The sequence below is a fragment of the Arthrobacter sp. AOP36-F1-5 genome, assembly GCF_058137995.1.
The window spans coordinates 1343091-1358292 of record NZ_CM176892.1; the positions used below are offsets into that span (position 1 = coordinate 1343091).

10 protein-coding genes are annotated in these 15202 nt (G+C 66.7%); 4 read left to right on the top strand and 6 right to left on the bottom strand.

Annotated elements, in window-relative coordinates; all coding sequences use genetic code 11:
• Positions 1–45 precede the first annotated feature (45 nt).
• Positions 46–1758, top strand: a complete 1713-nt coding sequence (locus AC3ZI9_RS06165) for a serine/threonine protein kinase (protein WP_444555694.1) — start codon at positions 46–48, stop codon at positions 1756–1758.
• A gap of 45 nt (positions 1759–1803) precedes the next feature.
• A complete protein-coding gene (locus AC3ZI9_RS06170) occupies positions 1804–5349 on the top strand; it encodes a S41 family peptidase (RefSeq protein WP_489923959.1) in 3546 nt (1181 codons plus the stop codon).
• Positions 5350–5430: 81 nt separating this feature from the next.
• Here the strand turns inward: AC3ZI9_RS06170 and AC3ZI9_RS06175 are convergent, their stop codons facing one another.
• The 6 genes from AC3ZI9_RS06175 to AC3ZI9_RS06200 form a co-directional block, all read right to left on the bottom strand.
• Positions 5431–5868 (bottom strand): OsmC family peroxiredoxin, encoded by a 438-nt coding sequence (locus tag AC3ZI9_RS06175; protein ID WP_444555692.1) that lies wholly within the window; start codon positions 5866–5868, stop codon positions 5431–5433.
• A gap of 138 nt (positions 5869–6006) precedes the next feature.
• Positions 6007–6357, bottom strand: a complete 351-nt coding sequence (locus tag AC3ZI9_RS06180) for a hypothetical protein (protein WP_444555691.1) — start codon at positions 6355–6357, stop codon at positions 6007–6009.
• Between the two features lie 9 nt (positions 6358–6366).
• Complete coding sequence (locus AC3ZI9_RS06185; RefSeq protein ID WP_489923507.1) at positions 6367–7359, bottom strand: IS481 family transposase; 993 nt, start codon at positions 7357–7359, stop codon at positions 6367–6369.
• Positions 7360–7616: 257 nt separating this feature from the next.
• On the bottom strand, positions 7617–9365 hold the full coding sequence (sucB, locus tag AC3ZI9_RS06190; protein WP_489923960.1) for a 2-oxoglutarate dehydrogenase, E2 component, dihydrolipoamide succinyltransferase: 1749 nt from the start codon (positions 9363–9365) through the stop codon (positions 7617–7619).
• 146 nt (positions 9366–9511) lie between these two features.
• Positions 9512–10891 (bottom strand): dihydrolipoyl dehydrogenase, encoded by a 1380-nt coding sequence (gene lpdA / locus AC3ZI9_RS06195; RefSeq protein ID WP_444554045.1) that lies wholly within the window; start codon positions 10889–10891, stop codon positions 9512–9514.
• Between the two features lie 205 nt (positions 10892–11096).
• Positions 11097–12608 (bottom strand): leucyl aminopeptidase, encoded by a 1512-nt coding sequence (locus tag AC3ZI9_RS06200; RefSeq protein WP_489923961.1) that lies wholly within the window; start codon positions 12606–12608, stop codon positions 11097–11099.
• Positions 12609–12837: 229 nt separating this feature from the next.
• On the opposite strand from AC3ZI9_RS06200, the gene AC3ZI9_RS06205 reads away from it, so the two are divergent.
• Both AC3ZI9_RS06205 and AC3ZI9_RS06210 read left to right on the top strand, forming a co-directional pair.
• Positions 12838–13773 carry a PAC2 family protein gene (locus AC3ZI9_RS06205; protein ID WP_489923962.1) on the top strand — a complete coding sequence of 312 codons (936 nt, stop codon included), beginning with the start codon at positions 12838–12840 and terminating at the stop codon, positions 13771–13773.
• Positions 13774–13841: 68 nt separating this feature from the next.
• Positions 13842–15116, top strand: coding sequence for an MFS transporter (locus AC3ZI9_RS06210; protein ID WP_444554056.1), 1275 nt, complete (start codon positions 13842–13844; stop codon positions 15114–15116).
• The last annotated feature ends 86 nt before the right edge of the window (positions 15117–15202 follow it).

Genomic DNA, 15202 nt, shown 5'->3' on the forward strand with positions numbered 1-15202 from the left:
TGGATAACTTCTGCAGGTCAGCGCGACATTCGATAGAAATGGAGGATGGGTGCACCGAACGAGTGGAGACGTCGACCAGAGTTGAAGGATTGGGCACTTGAACACGAACTCGGGCGAGGAAGTAGCGGAACCGTATATGTCGTCAGGCAACGTCATACGGGGGTCCGTGCCGCTCTGAAGGTTGCCGCTGCCCAGGACGGTGGGGAAGAAGGCAGCTGCTCGAAGGAAGTCCAGGCCCTGGCCTCGATGAGTCATGAACACATCGTGGAGTTGATCGGTGCGGTCCCGACCGATCACGGCGAGGGCATCCTGATGGAGTACCTTCCGGGCGGCTCGGTGGCGGACCTGATCGCTGCCCGCGGACCATTGACGCTGGGCGAGACGGTGACGGTCCTTGCCCCCGTGGCCGGAGCCGTGGCGTTCCTGCATGGGAATGGGGCCGTTCATGGCGACATCGCCCCGGGCAATGTCCTGTTCACCGCGGCGGGGAAACCGAAACTTGGTGATCTGGGGTTGGCCGTGCTGGTGGGTGGACGGCAGGACGAATCCGGAACCCCCGGCTTCCGGGCTCCCAGTTCCGAACCCGAGGAATCCGGAGGCAGACGGCTGCGACCGGCCCGGGACGTATATTCCTTGGCGGCATTGGCCTGGTACATGGTGACGGGGCGGGTCGCCGGGCCCACCCATCAGCGACCACCATTGTCCAGCCTGCTGGGAGGGGTGCCGACGGAGCTGGTGGAACTACTTGAATCGGGGCTGGCCGAAGACGAGGAAGAGCGGCCCGGAGCCGAGGAATTCGGGCGACGGATCTTCCGGATCGCGACACCAGAGCCGGTGAACCTTCGAGAAGCCGTGAGGCCCGAGGCCCTGGGACAGATGGTCACCCATGTCGTTGCGGATCCGGCCACGCGCAGGGTGGGCCGCGGCCCGAGGGAGTGGTTCCGTGGGCTGGCCACCCTCGGGCGCGGCCGGAAGCGACACCCCGGCAGCGGGGCAGCGGGGCCGCGGGGAATCGGACGTCCCGCCCGTCGTGGACGGGGCGACCGCCACCCCCAGCCCGATCGAGCCCGGGGCCGGGCTCGGCGGGGCCGGCGGTGGGCCGTGATCCCGGCGATTGGGGTGCTGCTCTGTCTGGTCGTCGCGGGTCTCATGGTTGCCACCCGGGGCGGCTGGGGCCCCCAGCCCGCCCCGGTGGCCCACCCGGCGACGGAGGCCGGCCCGGATGTCTCGAGGCCGGCCCATGAACAGGACGGAACGGATGCGGAGGCGAGCGAAGGGGGCGACGCCACGCAGCCGCCGTGGGTTCTACCGGAGAAGGTGCTCGAGGCGTCGGTCTTCTCCACCCCGGTTCCCGAGGATCCACTCCAGGCGGCCCGGGCCCTGACGGAGAGGAGGGACCTTGCCTTGGCGGGAGCCGATGCTGATGCCTTGCGGCAAGTCCACGCAGGGGGAGGGGACTCGCTGGGCCCGGATCTGGCGGTGACCAGTCAACTGCGGTCCCGCGGGCTGCATTATCGCGGATTGAAGACGCGCTTATCCGATGTCAGGATCAACCCGGGGACCGATGAGGAACAGGTGGCCGTGGCGGCCACCAGCACCATGAGCTCCTACCAGGTGGTAGGGGCCGACGGGGCAACGATCCAGAGCACCCCCGGGCCCGAAGTGCAGGACATCATCTTGACGCTGGAGCGGGTCCACGGTGGGTGGCTGATCGTCTCCGTCGAGGACGCTTCGAGGGGTACGGGGAACCACGGATGATTCCCCTGCGGTGACGCCACCGGTATCGATCGGTAGGATCGCATCATGAGTTTGAGTTGCTACCTTCGATACCCGCACGTCTCCGCCGAACTCGTGGCTTTTGTCGCCGAGGATGATGTCTGGCTCGTCCCTCTGGCCGGCGGCCGTGCCTGGCGCCTTTCAGCGCAGGGTCTGCCGGCACGAAACCCCCGGTTCTCCGCCGATGGGCAGACGCTCACCTGGACCATCCGCAACGGGGCCAGTCAGGAGATCGTGGCGGCCTCCGTCGATGGTGGTGACTACCGCCAACTCACCTACTGGGGCCACCCGTCGACGAAGAACCGTGGGTACACCCCCGACGGCCAGGTCGTGGCCGTCACTTCCAAGGACCAGGCGGATTCACGACTGACCTGGGCTCGAACCGTTCCACTGGATGGGTCGGTGGGCGAGGGGCTGGATTACGGGCCGGTTGATTCACTGGCCTGGGGGCCGTCGGTCGGTGATGAACGCCCGTTGGTGGTGGGCAGCGCCCTGAGCCGGGAACCCGCCTGGTGGAAGCGCTATCGCGGTGGGACGGCAGGCAAGCTCTGGATCGATCGGGATGGTGGCGGGGAATTTGACCGCCTGATTCCGGACGTTGATGGAAACCTGTGCGACCCGGTCTGGATCGACCAGCGGATTGCCTTCCTGTCGGACCATGAGGGCTACGGCAACATCTACTCGGTCAGCCCCGACGGTGGTGACCTGAGGCGCCACACGGACCATGAGAGCTACTACGCCAGGCATCTGTCCTCCGACGGGGAACGTCTGGTCTTCGAATCCGCCGGCGAGCTCTGGGTGCTTGACGGGTTGGACGCAGCCCCCCGGAAACTGGAGATCACCCTCGGATCGGCCGGGCACGGCAGGCAGCCGACGGCCCTGGACGTCGCGGCACATCTGGTGCGGGCCACGCCCGATCACCGCGGCAATGCCAGTGTCATCGAAAGCCACGGAACGCTGCATCTGCTGACCCACCGTCGGGGCCCGGCCCGCACGATCGAATCGACCCCCGGGGTCAGGGCGCGGCTAGGCAGCCTGGTCGGGGCCGACCGGGTGCTCTACGTGGCCGACGAGGAGGGTGAGGAAGCGATCCACCTCCAGGAGCTGGACGCCTTCGAACGGCGCTACCCTGCCGACGCGGGCAGCGGGGGAGCCCCTGAGGACGGGGGTGCCGGTGTCGGCTCGGGAGCGGGGCAGGCCCCGACGAACGGGGAGACCGGAGAGGCGGATGACGACGGCGGGGACCTTCCCCAACCGGTCAGCGCAGCGGGAAGTGCCGGACTGCCGGCCCCGGTGGCGGCCGCAGGGAAGGAACACGATGTCGTGACTGCCCCGGCCACCGAGGATGACTCATCCGTCGAATCGCCTGCGAAGGAGGACCCGGCCACCGGGCCGGGCCCGAAACGCTTCGAGCTGCCGGCCGGACACCGCGTCCGCAGCCTCGTGGCCGGGCCGGATGCCCGCTGGATCGCCGTGTCCACCGAAGCCGGGCAGACCTACCTGCTGGAGCCGGAAACCTCGACGTGGCACCAGATCAGTGCCGGCGGTCAGGGAGCGGCCGAAGGGCTCGCGTTCTCCCCTGACGGGCGGTGGTTGGCCTTCACCGAGCCGGTGGCCACGTTCGGGGCCCGCAGCCGCATGCTGCTGGTCTCCACCGAGGATCCGTCCGCGGAACCGATCGAGGCGACGGACGGTCGATTCCGCGACCATGCGCCGTCGTTCACCCCGGACGGAAAATACCTGGCCTTCCTCTCCGACCGCAGCTTCGACCCGCTGTATGACACGCACGGATTCGACCTGTCCTTCCCGGCATCGACGAAACCGTTCCTGTTGGCGCTGGACGACCGGACGCCGTCGCTGTATGGACCACGGGTCTACGGAACCGAAGCCACCTGGGACGAGGCCGGGAAGGACACCGGATCCAGCGACCAGGACCCGGCTTCAGCCGTACCGGAGACCACCGTGGTTCGTGCGGGACTTCCCTCACGCCTCTTCGCGGTCCCCGTCGCCCAGGGCCGCTACACGTCCCTGGTGGCCGTCGAAGGGGGCCTGTTGTGGTTGACCGATGTCTCCACCGGCGTCACCGGCGATGGCCGGGCCCCCGACGCCGAGGCCGAATCCCAGAGGCTGGAACGTTTCGATCATGAGACCCAACGACTCACCACGCTTCTGGAAGCCGCGGAGGCGTTCCTCGTCAGTGGAGACCGCAAGCGTCTGGTTGCCGTCCACAACGGCACCGTGCGGGCCGTGGCGACGGATAAACCAGCCGAGTCGGACTCCGCGGACACCCAGGACATCGATTTGGGCCGGATCCGGGTGGCCCTGGATCCCTCGAAGGTCTGGGCCCATGCCTTCGACGAAGCCTGGCGGCTGCAGCGGGACTTCTTCTGGGTCGAGGACATGGCCGGACGGGACTGGGATGCGGTGGCCGAAACCTATCGTCCGCTGGTTGACCGCCTGGGCAGCCACGACGATCTCGTGGACCTGCTCTGGGAGCTGCACGGGGAACTGGGCACGTCCCATGCCTATGTGACCCCCGAACCCATCCAAGGTGCCGAGAGCCAAGGCCTCCTCGGCGCGGATCTGGCACGGGTCGATGGCCGCTGGCGCGTGGAAACCGTGCTGGCGGGGGAGTCCTCCGATCCGCAGGCCCATGCCCCCCTGGCCGCCCCCGGGGTGGGGGTGCGCGCGGGGGACGAGTTGTTGGCGATCAACGGGGTCGACATCCCCGAGTCCGGACCGGCGATCCTGTTGCAGGGAACCGGCGGTAAGCCCATCGAACTCACCGTCCGCGACGGGGCGTCCTCACGGGCCCCCGGCGAGGTCCGGCGGGTCGGGGTCGTCCCGGTCCGCAACGAAGAGCGCCTGCGGTACCACCAGTGGGTCTCACGGAATCGTCGGGAAGTCCGTGAGGCGTCCCAGGGACTGTTCGGGTATCTCCATATCCCCGACATGATGCCGCTGGGGTGGGCGCAACTGTTCCGGGACCTCGACCAGGAAGCCTCGCGGGACGCGTTGCTCATCGACGTACGTCGGAACCGCGGCGGGCATACCTCCCAACTGGTGGCCGAAGTCATCGCACGGAAGGTGACCGCCTGGTCGGTGGCCCGCGAACAGGAACCGTGGACCTACCCGGATAGTGCCCCCCGCGGGCCGGTGGTCATCCTCACCGACGAATGGGCCGGCTCCGACGGGGACATCATCACGCAGGTCAGCAAACTGCGGGCCATCGGCCCCGTGGTCGGCGTGCGCACCTGGGGCGGGGTCATCGGCATCGACGGGGAATTCGACCTGGCCGACGGAACGGTCGTCACGCAGCCGCGCTACGCCACCTGGTTCACCGGTGGCGTGGGCTGGGGCGTGGAGAACCGGGGTGTTGATCCGGATATCGAGGTGCCGTTCCCTCCGCATGCCTATCTGGCCGGAACCGATCCGCAACTCGAGCACGGGATCATGGTGCTCAAGGAAATGCTCCATGAGATCCCGACGCACCGGGCGCCCGAACGTGAGGGGTACCCTTCCAGGGAACCGGGCCCCCTGCCGGCCCGGCCGCAGGATGCCGCGGGGGACTGACCACCCCGGGATGCACCAACGACGAAGGGCGCCGGAACCATGGTTGGTTCCGGCGCCCTTCGTCGTTGGTCGGGCTGGAAGCTAGGAGACCAGCGTGGCGTCGAGCTTGATGCTCGGCACCGAGGCCAGGGCCTTGGAGACGGGGCAGCCTTCCTTGGCGCCCTGTGCTGCTTCCTTGAAGGTGGCCTCGTCGATGCCGGGGACCGTGGCCTTCAGGGTCAGGCGGATCTCGCTGATCAGCGGACCGTTGGTCGTGTCGAAATCAACTTCGGCACTGGTCTCGATCGAATCAGCGGTGAAGCCCGCGTCCTTCAACGCGCCGCCGAGTGCCATCGAGTAGCAGGAGGCGTGCGCTGCCGCGATCAGTTCCTCGGGGCTGGTCTTGCCCTCGGACTGGTCGGAGCGGGCCTTCCACGTGATGTCGTAGGTGCCGATACCGGACGTCTCGAAAGACGTCTGACCGCTTCCGGAGAAAAGATCGCCGTTCCAAACGGTGCGGGCGGTACGGGTTGTAGCCATGGTGACTCCTCCACATCTGAGCTGGGCGACCGGTTCCGGGCGCCATCTCCATCCTATGTCTCCCGGCGATCGGGGCAAGAACATGACTCCGGACAGCAAAGGACCCCCGGTGTATACCGGGGGTCCTGGAGGTACTGCCTAGACCCAGAGCACCGCGATGGCGATGTTGATCAAGGCCAGGCCGCCGACGCCGTGGGCGATGCCGGTGGGCACCACTTCGTGGTTCTTGACCTTCTTGCGACCGATCCATGCCGCGACGAGAACGCCCAGGGCGATGATGAGCTTGACGCCCAGCTTGATCCGGTTCGGTTCGCCGTCCCCCATTTCCAGCAGGCCGAACATCAGGATGCCGGTCACCACCTGGGTGATGGCCCCGATCCACTGCCAGAGGCCGACCGTGGGGGTCTTGAAGGAGGCGAGCCAACCGCCGAAGATCGCGGCCGCGCCCAGAATGTGCACGAAGATGAGCAATGTGAGGATGAAGTTCATGGGGACAGTCTAGGTGTACTGCCCATAGACGTTAGTTAAGCGGCTGATTGGTGGCTGGTTCCCGATTGCAGTGTGGGGCCTGTGGTGATTGTACGCATGGATCCAATCCGGCAGTGCTTCGCGGCGGGTGGCCTCGCTGCCATAGAACCTGGCGTAGGCCCAACCGTCGTTCAGGGTCCGATGGAACCGCTCGATTTTCCCATTGGTCTGGGGCCGGTAAGGGCGGGTCCGCTTGGGCGTGATGGCCAGCTCGGCGCAGGCGTCACGCCAGGCATGCGAGCGGTAGGCGGACCCATTATCAGATAGCACGCGCTCCACGACGACGTCACGGGCAGCGAACCACGCCACGGCCCGTTCCAGTACCGCGATGGCCGTTACCGACTTCTCATCATCATGAATCTCGGCATAGGCGATACGCGAGTGATCATCGATGACCGTGTGCACGAAGGCGGTTCCCATTTTCGGGGTGTGGTTCGCATTGCGGGGCTTGTCCGGGGTTGCTGCACGGTTCTTGTCTCCGGCCTGCCGGCCCACGAACCGGTGCCCGCCGCCGTCGGGAATATTGCCGAATTTGGTGACGTCCACGTGGATCATCGATCCCGGATAGGGGTGCTCATAGCGGCGGATTTTCTCACCGGTGACCCGGTCGATATAGCGCAGCCTGTTGATCCGGCAACGTACCAGCACTGCGTGCACCGTCGAGGCAGCCAGGCCCAGCCGGTAGGCGATCTGGACGGGCCCCAAGCGCTTGCGCCAGCGCAGTGCCACGATTTGTTTGACCGCTGCCTGCGGGGTGCGTGCAGGACTTGTCCGGGGTCTGCTGGGCTTGTCGGCCATCCCGGCCGCGCCGTGGGCTCGGTAGCGGTCGGCCCAGCGTTTGGCGGTGGGCCAGGAGACCATGAACATTTTCGCTGCGGTGGAGACGCTCCACTGCTGGTCAACGATGAGCTTGGCGATTCTCAGACGTGCTTTGGGGGTCAGGGCTGCATTAGCGTGGGACATGAAGGCCTCCTGTTTGTGAAGTGGTTTCTTAGACAGCTCCACTCCACATCGGGGGGCCTTCGTCATCCCATCAATTCAGACCGTGTCGTCGCACGAGTTCAACCAACGTTGCTGGGCAGTACATCTAGGGGTGGTTTCGACAGCGTGTCGAAACCGCGGACTCCTGCATCAACGACGACGGCTGGCGTCCCTCCCGAGGAGGGGCACCAGCCGTCGTCGTTCACCGCCGGACCCCTGTGCTGGTCCGGGAGGCGTTGCTACAGACCGAGGTCGGCCTCGAAGGCGCCTTCTTCCAGCCGGGCGCGCAGCGTCTGCAGGAAGCGTCCGGCATCCGCGCCGTCGACTAGACGGTGGTCGTAGGTCAGCGACAGGTACATCATGTGGCGGATGGCGATGGTGTCATCGCCATCGGTGCCCGTGACGACCATGGGACGCTTGACGATGGCTCCGGTGCCGAGGATGGCCACCTGCGGCTGGTTGATGATCGGAGTATCGAACAACGCGCCGACCGACCCGATGTTGGTGATCGAGAACGTGCCACCGGAGAGCTCATCCGGGCCGATCTTGTTGTCGCGGGTGCGCTTGGCGACATCGTCGATGCGGCTGGCAACGCCGGCCAGGTTCAGATCACCGGCGTTGTTGATGACGGGAACGAGGAGACCCTTTTCGGTATCCACTGCGATCGCCAGGTGCTCGGCGTCGTGGTAGGTGATCTCCTGTTTGCCCTCGTCGTATTCGGCGTTGAGCTTCGGGTGCTGCTTGAGCGCCTCGGCAACGGCCTTGGCGATGAAGGGCAGGTACGTCAGCTTGGTGCCGTTGACGGCCTGGAACTGTGCCTTGGCCGAGGTGCGCAACTTGGCCACGCGGGTCATGTCGACCTCGTGGACCTGGGTGAGCTGGGTGGACGTCTCCAGCGACTCGCGCATCCGCTGGGCGATGACCTGGCGGATGCGGGGTGCCTTCTCCGTCTTCCCTCGCAGCGAGGAGGGGACGACGGCGGCAGGAGCCTTCGGTGCGGAGCCCGAGCCGGCTGTCGGTGCTGCCGGAGCAGCGGACTTCTTGGCCTCGACGGCGTCCAGGACATCCTGCTTGCGGATGCGGCCGCCGACACCGGTGCCGGTGACGGTCGACAGATCGATCTCGTTCTGCGAAGCCAGACGACGGACCAGCGGGGTCACGTAGCCGTCGTTGCCTCCGGCGGGGGCCGGCGTCGAAACGGGCTTCGGGGCCTCGGCCTTCGGAGCTTCCTGCTTCGGTGCCTCCTGCTTGGGCGCTTCGGCCTTCGGGGCTTCCTGCTTCGGTGCTTCTTCCTTGGGCGCTTCGGCCTTCGGGGCTTCCTGCTTCGGTGCTTCTTCCTTGGGCGCTTCGGCCTTCGGGGCCTCCTGGGCCGGAGCCGACCCGGAACCAATGACGGCCAGCACGGATCCGACCTCGGCGGTGTCGTCTTCGTTCACCTTGATCTCCAGCAGGGTGCCGGCGACGGGTGAAGGAATCTCGGTGTCGACCTTGTCGGTGGAGACCTCGAGCAGCGGCTCGTCGACCTCGACCTCGTCGCCGACCTGCTTGAGCCAGCGGGTGACGGTGCCTTCGGTGACGCTTTCGCCGAGGGCGGGAAGCGTGACATCGGCCCGTTCGCCGGAATCATCGGAAGCAGCGGGGGCCTCGCTGGAGGAGGACTCCTCGGCTGCGGGAGCGGACTCCTGGGCGGGGGCCTCTTCTGCCGGGGCTTCCTCGCCGGCCGGTGCCTCTTCGGAGGATCCGGATCCGGATCCGTCGCCGATGCGCACCAGCGGGGCGCCGACATCGGCCGTCTCGTCCTCGGGGACGAGGATTTCTTCGATCACACCGGAGATCGGCGAGGGGACCTCGGTATCGACCTTGTCGGTGGAGACCTCCAGTAGTGGCTCGTCGACCTCGACGCTATCGCCGACCTGCTTGAGCCAGCGCGTCACAGTGCCTTCGGTGACACTCTCACCGAGTGCGGGCAAGTTCACGGTTTCAGACATGGTGTCCCCGTTCTCCTAAAGCTATATCTCTTGACTTGGACGGCCGGCAACGAGGGCGAAGCGGCCGGTGTTCGGCTTGCGTCGAGCTTAGTGCACGGTGGGCCGACCCGCGTAAGATCGGCCCACCGTGCACGTCATACCCGTGCTTAACCGTGAAGTGGCTTCCCGGCCATGGCCAGGGCGGTCTCGCCCATGGCCTCGTTCTGGGTCGGGTGTGCGTGGACCAGCTGGGCCACGTCCTCGGGGTAGGCCTCCCAGTTCACGATCAGCTGCGCTTCGCCGACCTGCTCGCCGATCCGGCTGCCGATGCCGTGCACACCGACGATCGGGCCGTCCTTGACGCGCACCATCTTGATGATGCCCGCGGTCCCCAGGATGGAGGACTTGCCGTTGCCGGCGAGGTTGTATTCCTGGATCTCGACCTGGTCGTCGCCGTACTTTTCCTTGGCCTTCGGCTCGGTGTAGCCCACGGACGCAATTTCCGGTTCGCAGTAGGTCACCTTCGGGATGTTGATGTCCTCGACGATGACCGGGTTCTTGCCGGCGATCTCCTCGGCCACGAAGATCCCGTGCTGGTAGCCGCGGTGGGCCAGCTGCAGACCGGGAACGATGTCGCCGATGGCGTAGATGTTGCCGACACCGGTGTGCTGGCGTTCGTCGGTGATGACGAAGCCGCGATCCATGGTCAGGCCCTGCTCCTCGAAGCCGAGGCCCTCGGTGACCGGGCCACGGCCCACGGCCACCAGGACGATGTCCGCCTCGAGGTCGGTGCCGTCGGCCAGTGCGACCTTGACCCCGTCGTCGTTCTGCTCGACCTTCTCGAAGAAGACGCCGGTCTTGGACTTGATGCCGCGCTTCTTGAAGGCACGCTCCAGGCCCTTGACGATCGAGGGATCCTCGTTCGGGACCAGCGACGGCAGGCCCTCCACGATGGTGACGTCGACGCCGAAGGACTTCCAGACGGAAGCGAACTCCACGCCGATGACGCCGCCGCCGAGGACGATGGCGCTCTGGGGCAGGGTTTCCATGGCGAGCGCTTCGGTGCTGGTGAGCACTCGGCCGCCGATCTCCAGCCCCATGGTCTTGGTGGTGGAGCCGGTGGCCAGGATGATGTTCTTGCCCTTGTAGGCGACCCCGTCCACATCGATGGTGTCCTGGGACACCAGGCGGCCGTTGCCCTCGATGACGTTGACCTTCTTCATCTTCAGCAGGCCGGCCAGTCCCTTGTACTTGCCGGCGACGATGCCGTCCTTGTACTGGCGGACCGCGCCCATGTCGATGGAATCCAACGTGGTGTTGATGCCGTACTTGGCGCCTTCGCGGGCGTTGTCGGCCAGTTCGGCCGAGTGCAGGTACGCCTTGGTCGGGATGCACCCGGTGTGCAGGCACGTGCCACCGAGCTTTGCCTTTTCCACCAGGCCGACGGTGAAGCCGAGCTGGATGGCGCGCAATGCGGCCGAGTAGCCGGCGCTGCCGCCACCAAGGATGAGTACATCGAATTCTTGCGTTGTTGCCGATTCGGCCACGTTGACGCTCCCTCGCGAGTGAGATCATGCCCCACGGTGTGGGGGCTCGTTCCATGTGTTCTGCCTGTCCGACCTCGGGGCCGGAGAGGCACTGCCTACTATTCTTTCAGGGTTCACCTTAGCGCGGACCATGGCCGATCATCCACAAACCGTGACCGGCCGATCGTGGGTGGGTGACCGGTCTCATGGACCGCCGCTTCGGAAACTACCGTGCTGCCAGTGCCTCCGCGTAGGTGACCAGGGTGCGCAGACCGGATCCGGTCCCGTTCTTGGGGACGTAACCATAGGGGGCGACGTCGTTATATGAGGGGCCGGCGATGTCGATATGTGCCCAGGGGATCTTCCGGCCATCGACCTCACCGACGAACTCCTGCAGGAACGCGGCGGCGGTCATCATCCCGCCGTTGCGTTCACCGGCATTGGCCAGATCGGCGACGGTCGAATCCAGGGAGGCCCGGAGCTCTTCGGGCATGGGCATGCCCCAGGCGGATTCCCCGGAGGTCCCTGCGGCACTGACCAGTGCATCGCGGACACCGCTGTCACCCATGATGCCGCTGGTGCGGCGACCCAACGAGATCAACTGTGCGCCGGTGAGCGTGGCGATGTCGATGATGACGTCGGGCTTTTCGGCGCTGGCAGCCACCAGTCCGTCGGCCATCACCAGGCGACCTTCGGCGTCCGTGTTCAGGTTCTCCACGGTCTTGCCGCCGAACATGGTGAAGACGTCGCCGGGACGGGCGGCGTGGCCGCCGGGCATGTTCTCCGCCAGGCAGAGCCAGGCGGTCGCGCGCAACGGCAGTTGGAGCTCGGCGATGGCGAGCATGGTTCCCAGCACGGTGGCTGCCCCGGCCATATCCGACTTCATGAAGTGCATGTTCGCTGCCGGCTTCAACGAGATGCCGCCGGTGTCGAAGGTGATTCCCTTGCCGACGAAGGCGAGGTGGCGGCGGGCCTTGGCCGGGGAGTACTCCAGCTTGACCAGGCGCGGCTGGCGCGAAGAGCCCTTGCCGACGCCCATGATCCCGCCGTACCCGTCCTTTTCCAGCCGCTTCTCGTCGTAGACGGTGACCTTGATCGGCAGCGACTTCACGGCGCTGCGTGCCTCCGTCGCGAAGGATTCGGGGAAGAGGTCGCTGGGGGAGGTGTTGACCAGATCGCGCACGCCGCGCACGGAGCGACCGACGATGGCGGCCCGGCGCAATGCGGGCGGCAGGGTCTTATCGGCCGACGCAGCGGTGGCGATGATGCCCTCCGTCAATGGCGTCTTCTCCGGAGCCTTGGAAAGGTGGTTGGAGAAGGCGTAGGCACCCAGGGCGACACCTTCGGCGACGGCCGTGGCCGATTCGACGGTGGGGGTCGGTAGGGCGAAGACCACCTTGGCGTGGCCCTTGAGCTGGCGGGCGGCCGCACCGGCGGCGCGACGCAGCGCCTCCGGTTCGGGGGTCTCGCCTTCGACGGTCCCGACGCCGGTCAGGACCAGGACTTCGGCCTTCAGCGAACCGGTGGCCGGGAGCCGAAGGACTTCATCGGCCGCTCCGGTGGCGCCCAGGGCGGGCAGTGAGTCCTGGAGGGCGGAGGCCTCTGCCTTCGGCAGGGGTGCGTCGAGCAGCCGGGGGCCGTCCTTGCCCTGGGCGATGGCGATGACGACGGCGTTGGCCGCCACCCGCCGCACGTCGGGGGAAACGGCGGTCAGCTTCAATTCGCTGGCGTTGATCACGGGTCGGGATCCTTAATGCAGCCGCCCACCAGGGCTGCGGTTGGTATGTGAAGTAGATGTTGCGTTCCCCTTGATCGTATCGCTGCCCGATGGTGCCGGGGTCCACCGGCGTCGTGATGGGCCGACCTGGTGGGTCCAGCCGATAGAATGGTGCCCGGGCCGGGAAGGAATCCGAGGCCCCGTGTGTTGAACCGGAAGGTGCATGCTCGAGTCCCTGGAAGGAGACACCATGCTTGATCCCTTGTCCCTCGTCAGGTACGACGACGAGGTCGTCGATGACGTGCGTCTCCAAGGACTGGGCATGCTGGTCTCCCTCGCGGGCCATGCCGACGCAGGGCAGGTCAGTCAACAAATCCGTCGGGAACTGCTGGGCAAGCTCGATTCCGAGCTCATCGCCTCCTTCGATGCCGACCAATTGGTCAACTACCGCGAACGACGCCCGCAGATCTCCCTGGCCGCCGACCATTTCACCGACTATGCGGCGCCCGTGATCGAACTGCACCGGCTCACGGATGGGCTGGGCACCGACTTCCTCTTCCTGACCGGATCGGAACCGGATTTCCAATGGGAGCGGTTCGCCGCCGCCGTCGTGTTGCTGGCCCGTGGCCTGAATGTCTCGTTGGCTGCCGGGATCGGCGCGGCGCCCCTGCCCGTACCGCACACCCGGCGCATCGGAGTCACGGTGCACGGGAACCGCCCCGATTTCGGGGAAGGCATCTCGACGTGGAACCCCTCCGCCCAGATTCCCGCGGCGGCAGCCCATCTGGTGGAAATGCGCCTGGACGCGGATGGCCGCGACGTCGTGGGGTACGACCTGCACATTCCGCATTACCTGGCCGATTCGGAATACCCCCAGGCAGCAGTGGCTGCGCTGGAATTCCTGGGGGCTGCCCTGGGGCTGGGATTGCCCTCGGACGATCTGCGCGAAGCGGCGCGGAAGGTCGAAGGACAGATCGCTGAGCAGGTCGCCGACGCCCCGGACGTCCAGCGGATGGTCGCCAATTTCGAGAAGCGTTTTGACGCCCATGAGCCCGAGGCCGAACGGCGTTCGCTGCTCCTGACGGCCGACGAGGCCGTTCCCGATGGCGAAGACCTGGGGACGGCGGCGGAAGCCTTCCTCTCCTCGGAAGCAGCCAAGGGCGACCCCGACGAAAGCGGTCAGTGACCGCCCTCAGGGTCAGGGCCGCCTCCGGGCCCGCCTGGTGGGTCTGGGGGATCGGTGTCTTCGCCTACATGGTTGCCGTCACCCAACGGACCAGCTTCGGTGTCGCCGGGCTGGAAGCAACGACCCGGTTCGATGCCAGTGCCTCGATCCTGGGGATGTTCAGTGTCGTCCAGCTCGTGGTCTATGCCGGTTTGCAGATCCCGGTGGGCATGCTGATCGACAAGTTCGGTTCACGGCGGCTCATCATCTTCGGTGCCGTCCTGATGGGCGTGGGACAGATGTTGCTGGCCCTGGCCACCTCCGTTCCCGCAGGATTGGTCGGGCGCTTCTTCGTGGGCGCCGGCGATGCGATGACCTTCGTATCGGTCATCCGCCTCATCTCGGCCTGGTTTCCGGGCTATCGCGTCCCGATGCTCACCCAGTTCACCGGCATGGTCGGCCAGTTGGGGCAACTGCTCAGCCTGGTGCCCTTCGTGGCCCTGCTGCATTGGGCCGGATGGACGACCTCGTTCCTCTCACTGGCCGCGCTGTGCGTCCTGGCTTTCGTCCTCTCCCTGGCCGTCGTGCGGGACCAGCCGGCCGGAAGCGCGCCGCTGCCCCCCGGACCCGCTCCGAAATCCTTGGCCGTCCTGGGGGAGGCCTGGCGCCAGCCGGGGACACGGTTGGGGTTCTGGACGCACTTCGGCCTGCAATTCACCTCCAACGTCTTCCTGCTCGCCTGGGGGTACCCCTTTCTGGTCTCCGGTCAGGGCCTGGAGCCGGCCGCGGCGTCGGGACTGATGACGATCTTCGTCCTGGTCTCGCTGGTTTTCGGGCCGTTGTTCGGGGCCATCGTGGCGCGGCATCCCCTGCGGCGGTCGACGTTGGCGTTGGGGATCATCATCCTGATCTCGGCTGCGTGGGCCACCGTCCTGCTCTGGCCCGGACCGGCACCGCTGAGCCTGCTGGTCGTGTTGTTGACCCTGCTGGCGATCGGTGGACCGGGATCGATGATCGGCTTTGATTTCGCCCGGACCTTCAACACCCCCCAGAGCATCGGAACCGCCACGGGCATCGTCAATGTCGGCGGATTCACCGCGGCGCTGATCAGCGTGTATTTCATCGGGCTCATCCTCGACCTGCAGTTCGCGGCCGCGGGCGGCCGGGGGGATCTCTACAACCTCGATGCCTTCCGTTGGGCGATGGCGTTCCAATTCATCCCCCTGGCGGCGGGCGCCATCGGCATCCTCGTCACCCGCCGCAAGGCCCGGGACGATTTGGCCCATCACGGGGTGGTGGTCGTCCCCCTCCGGCAGGCCTTCTCGGAACGGCGGTGGCGCCGCGGCCGGCGGCCCCGCATCTGAACGGCAGCTGCCACGGACCCCTCACCGGGAGCTGCCCGGCGCCGTCGGGGCCGGTTGCTCCACAAGTCAACGGCCCGGCCTCGGAC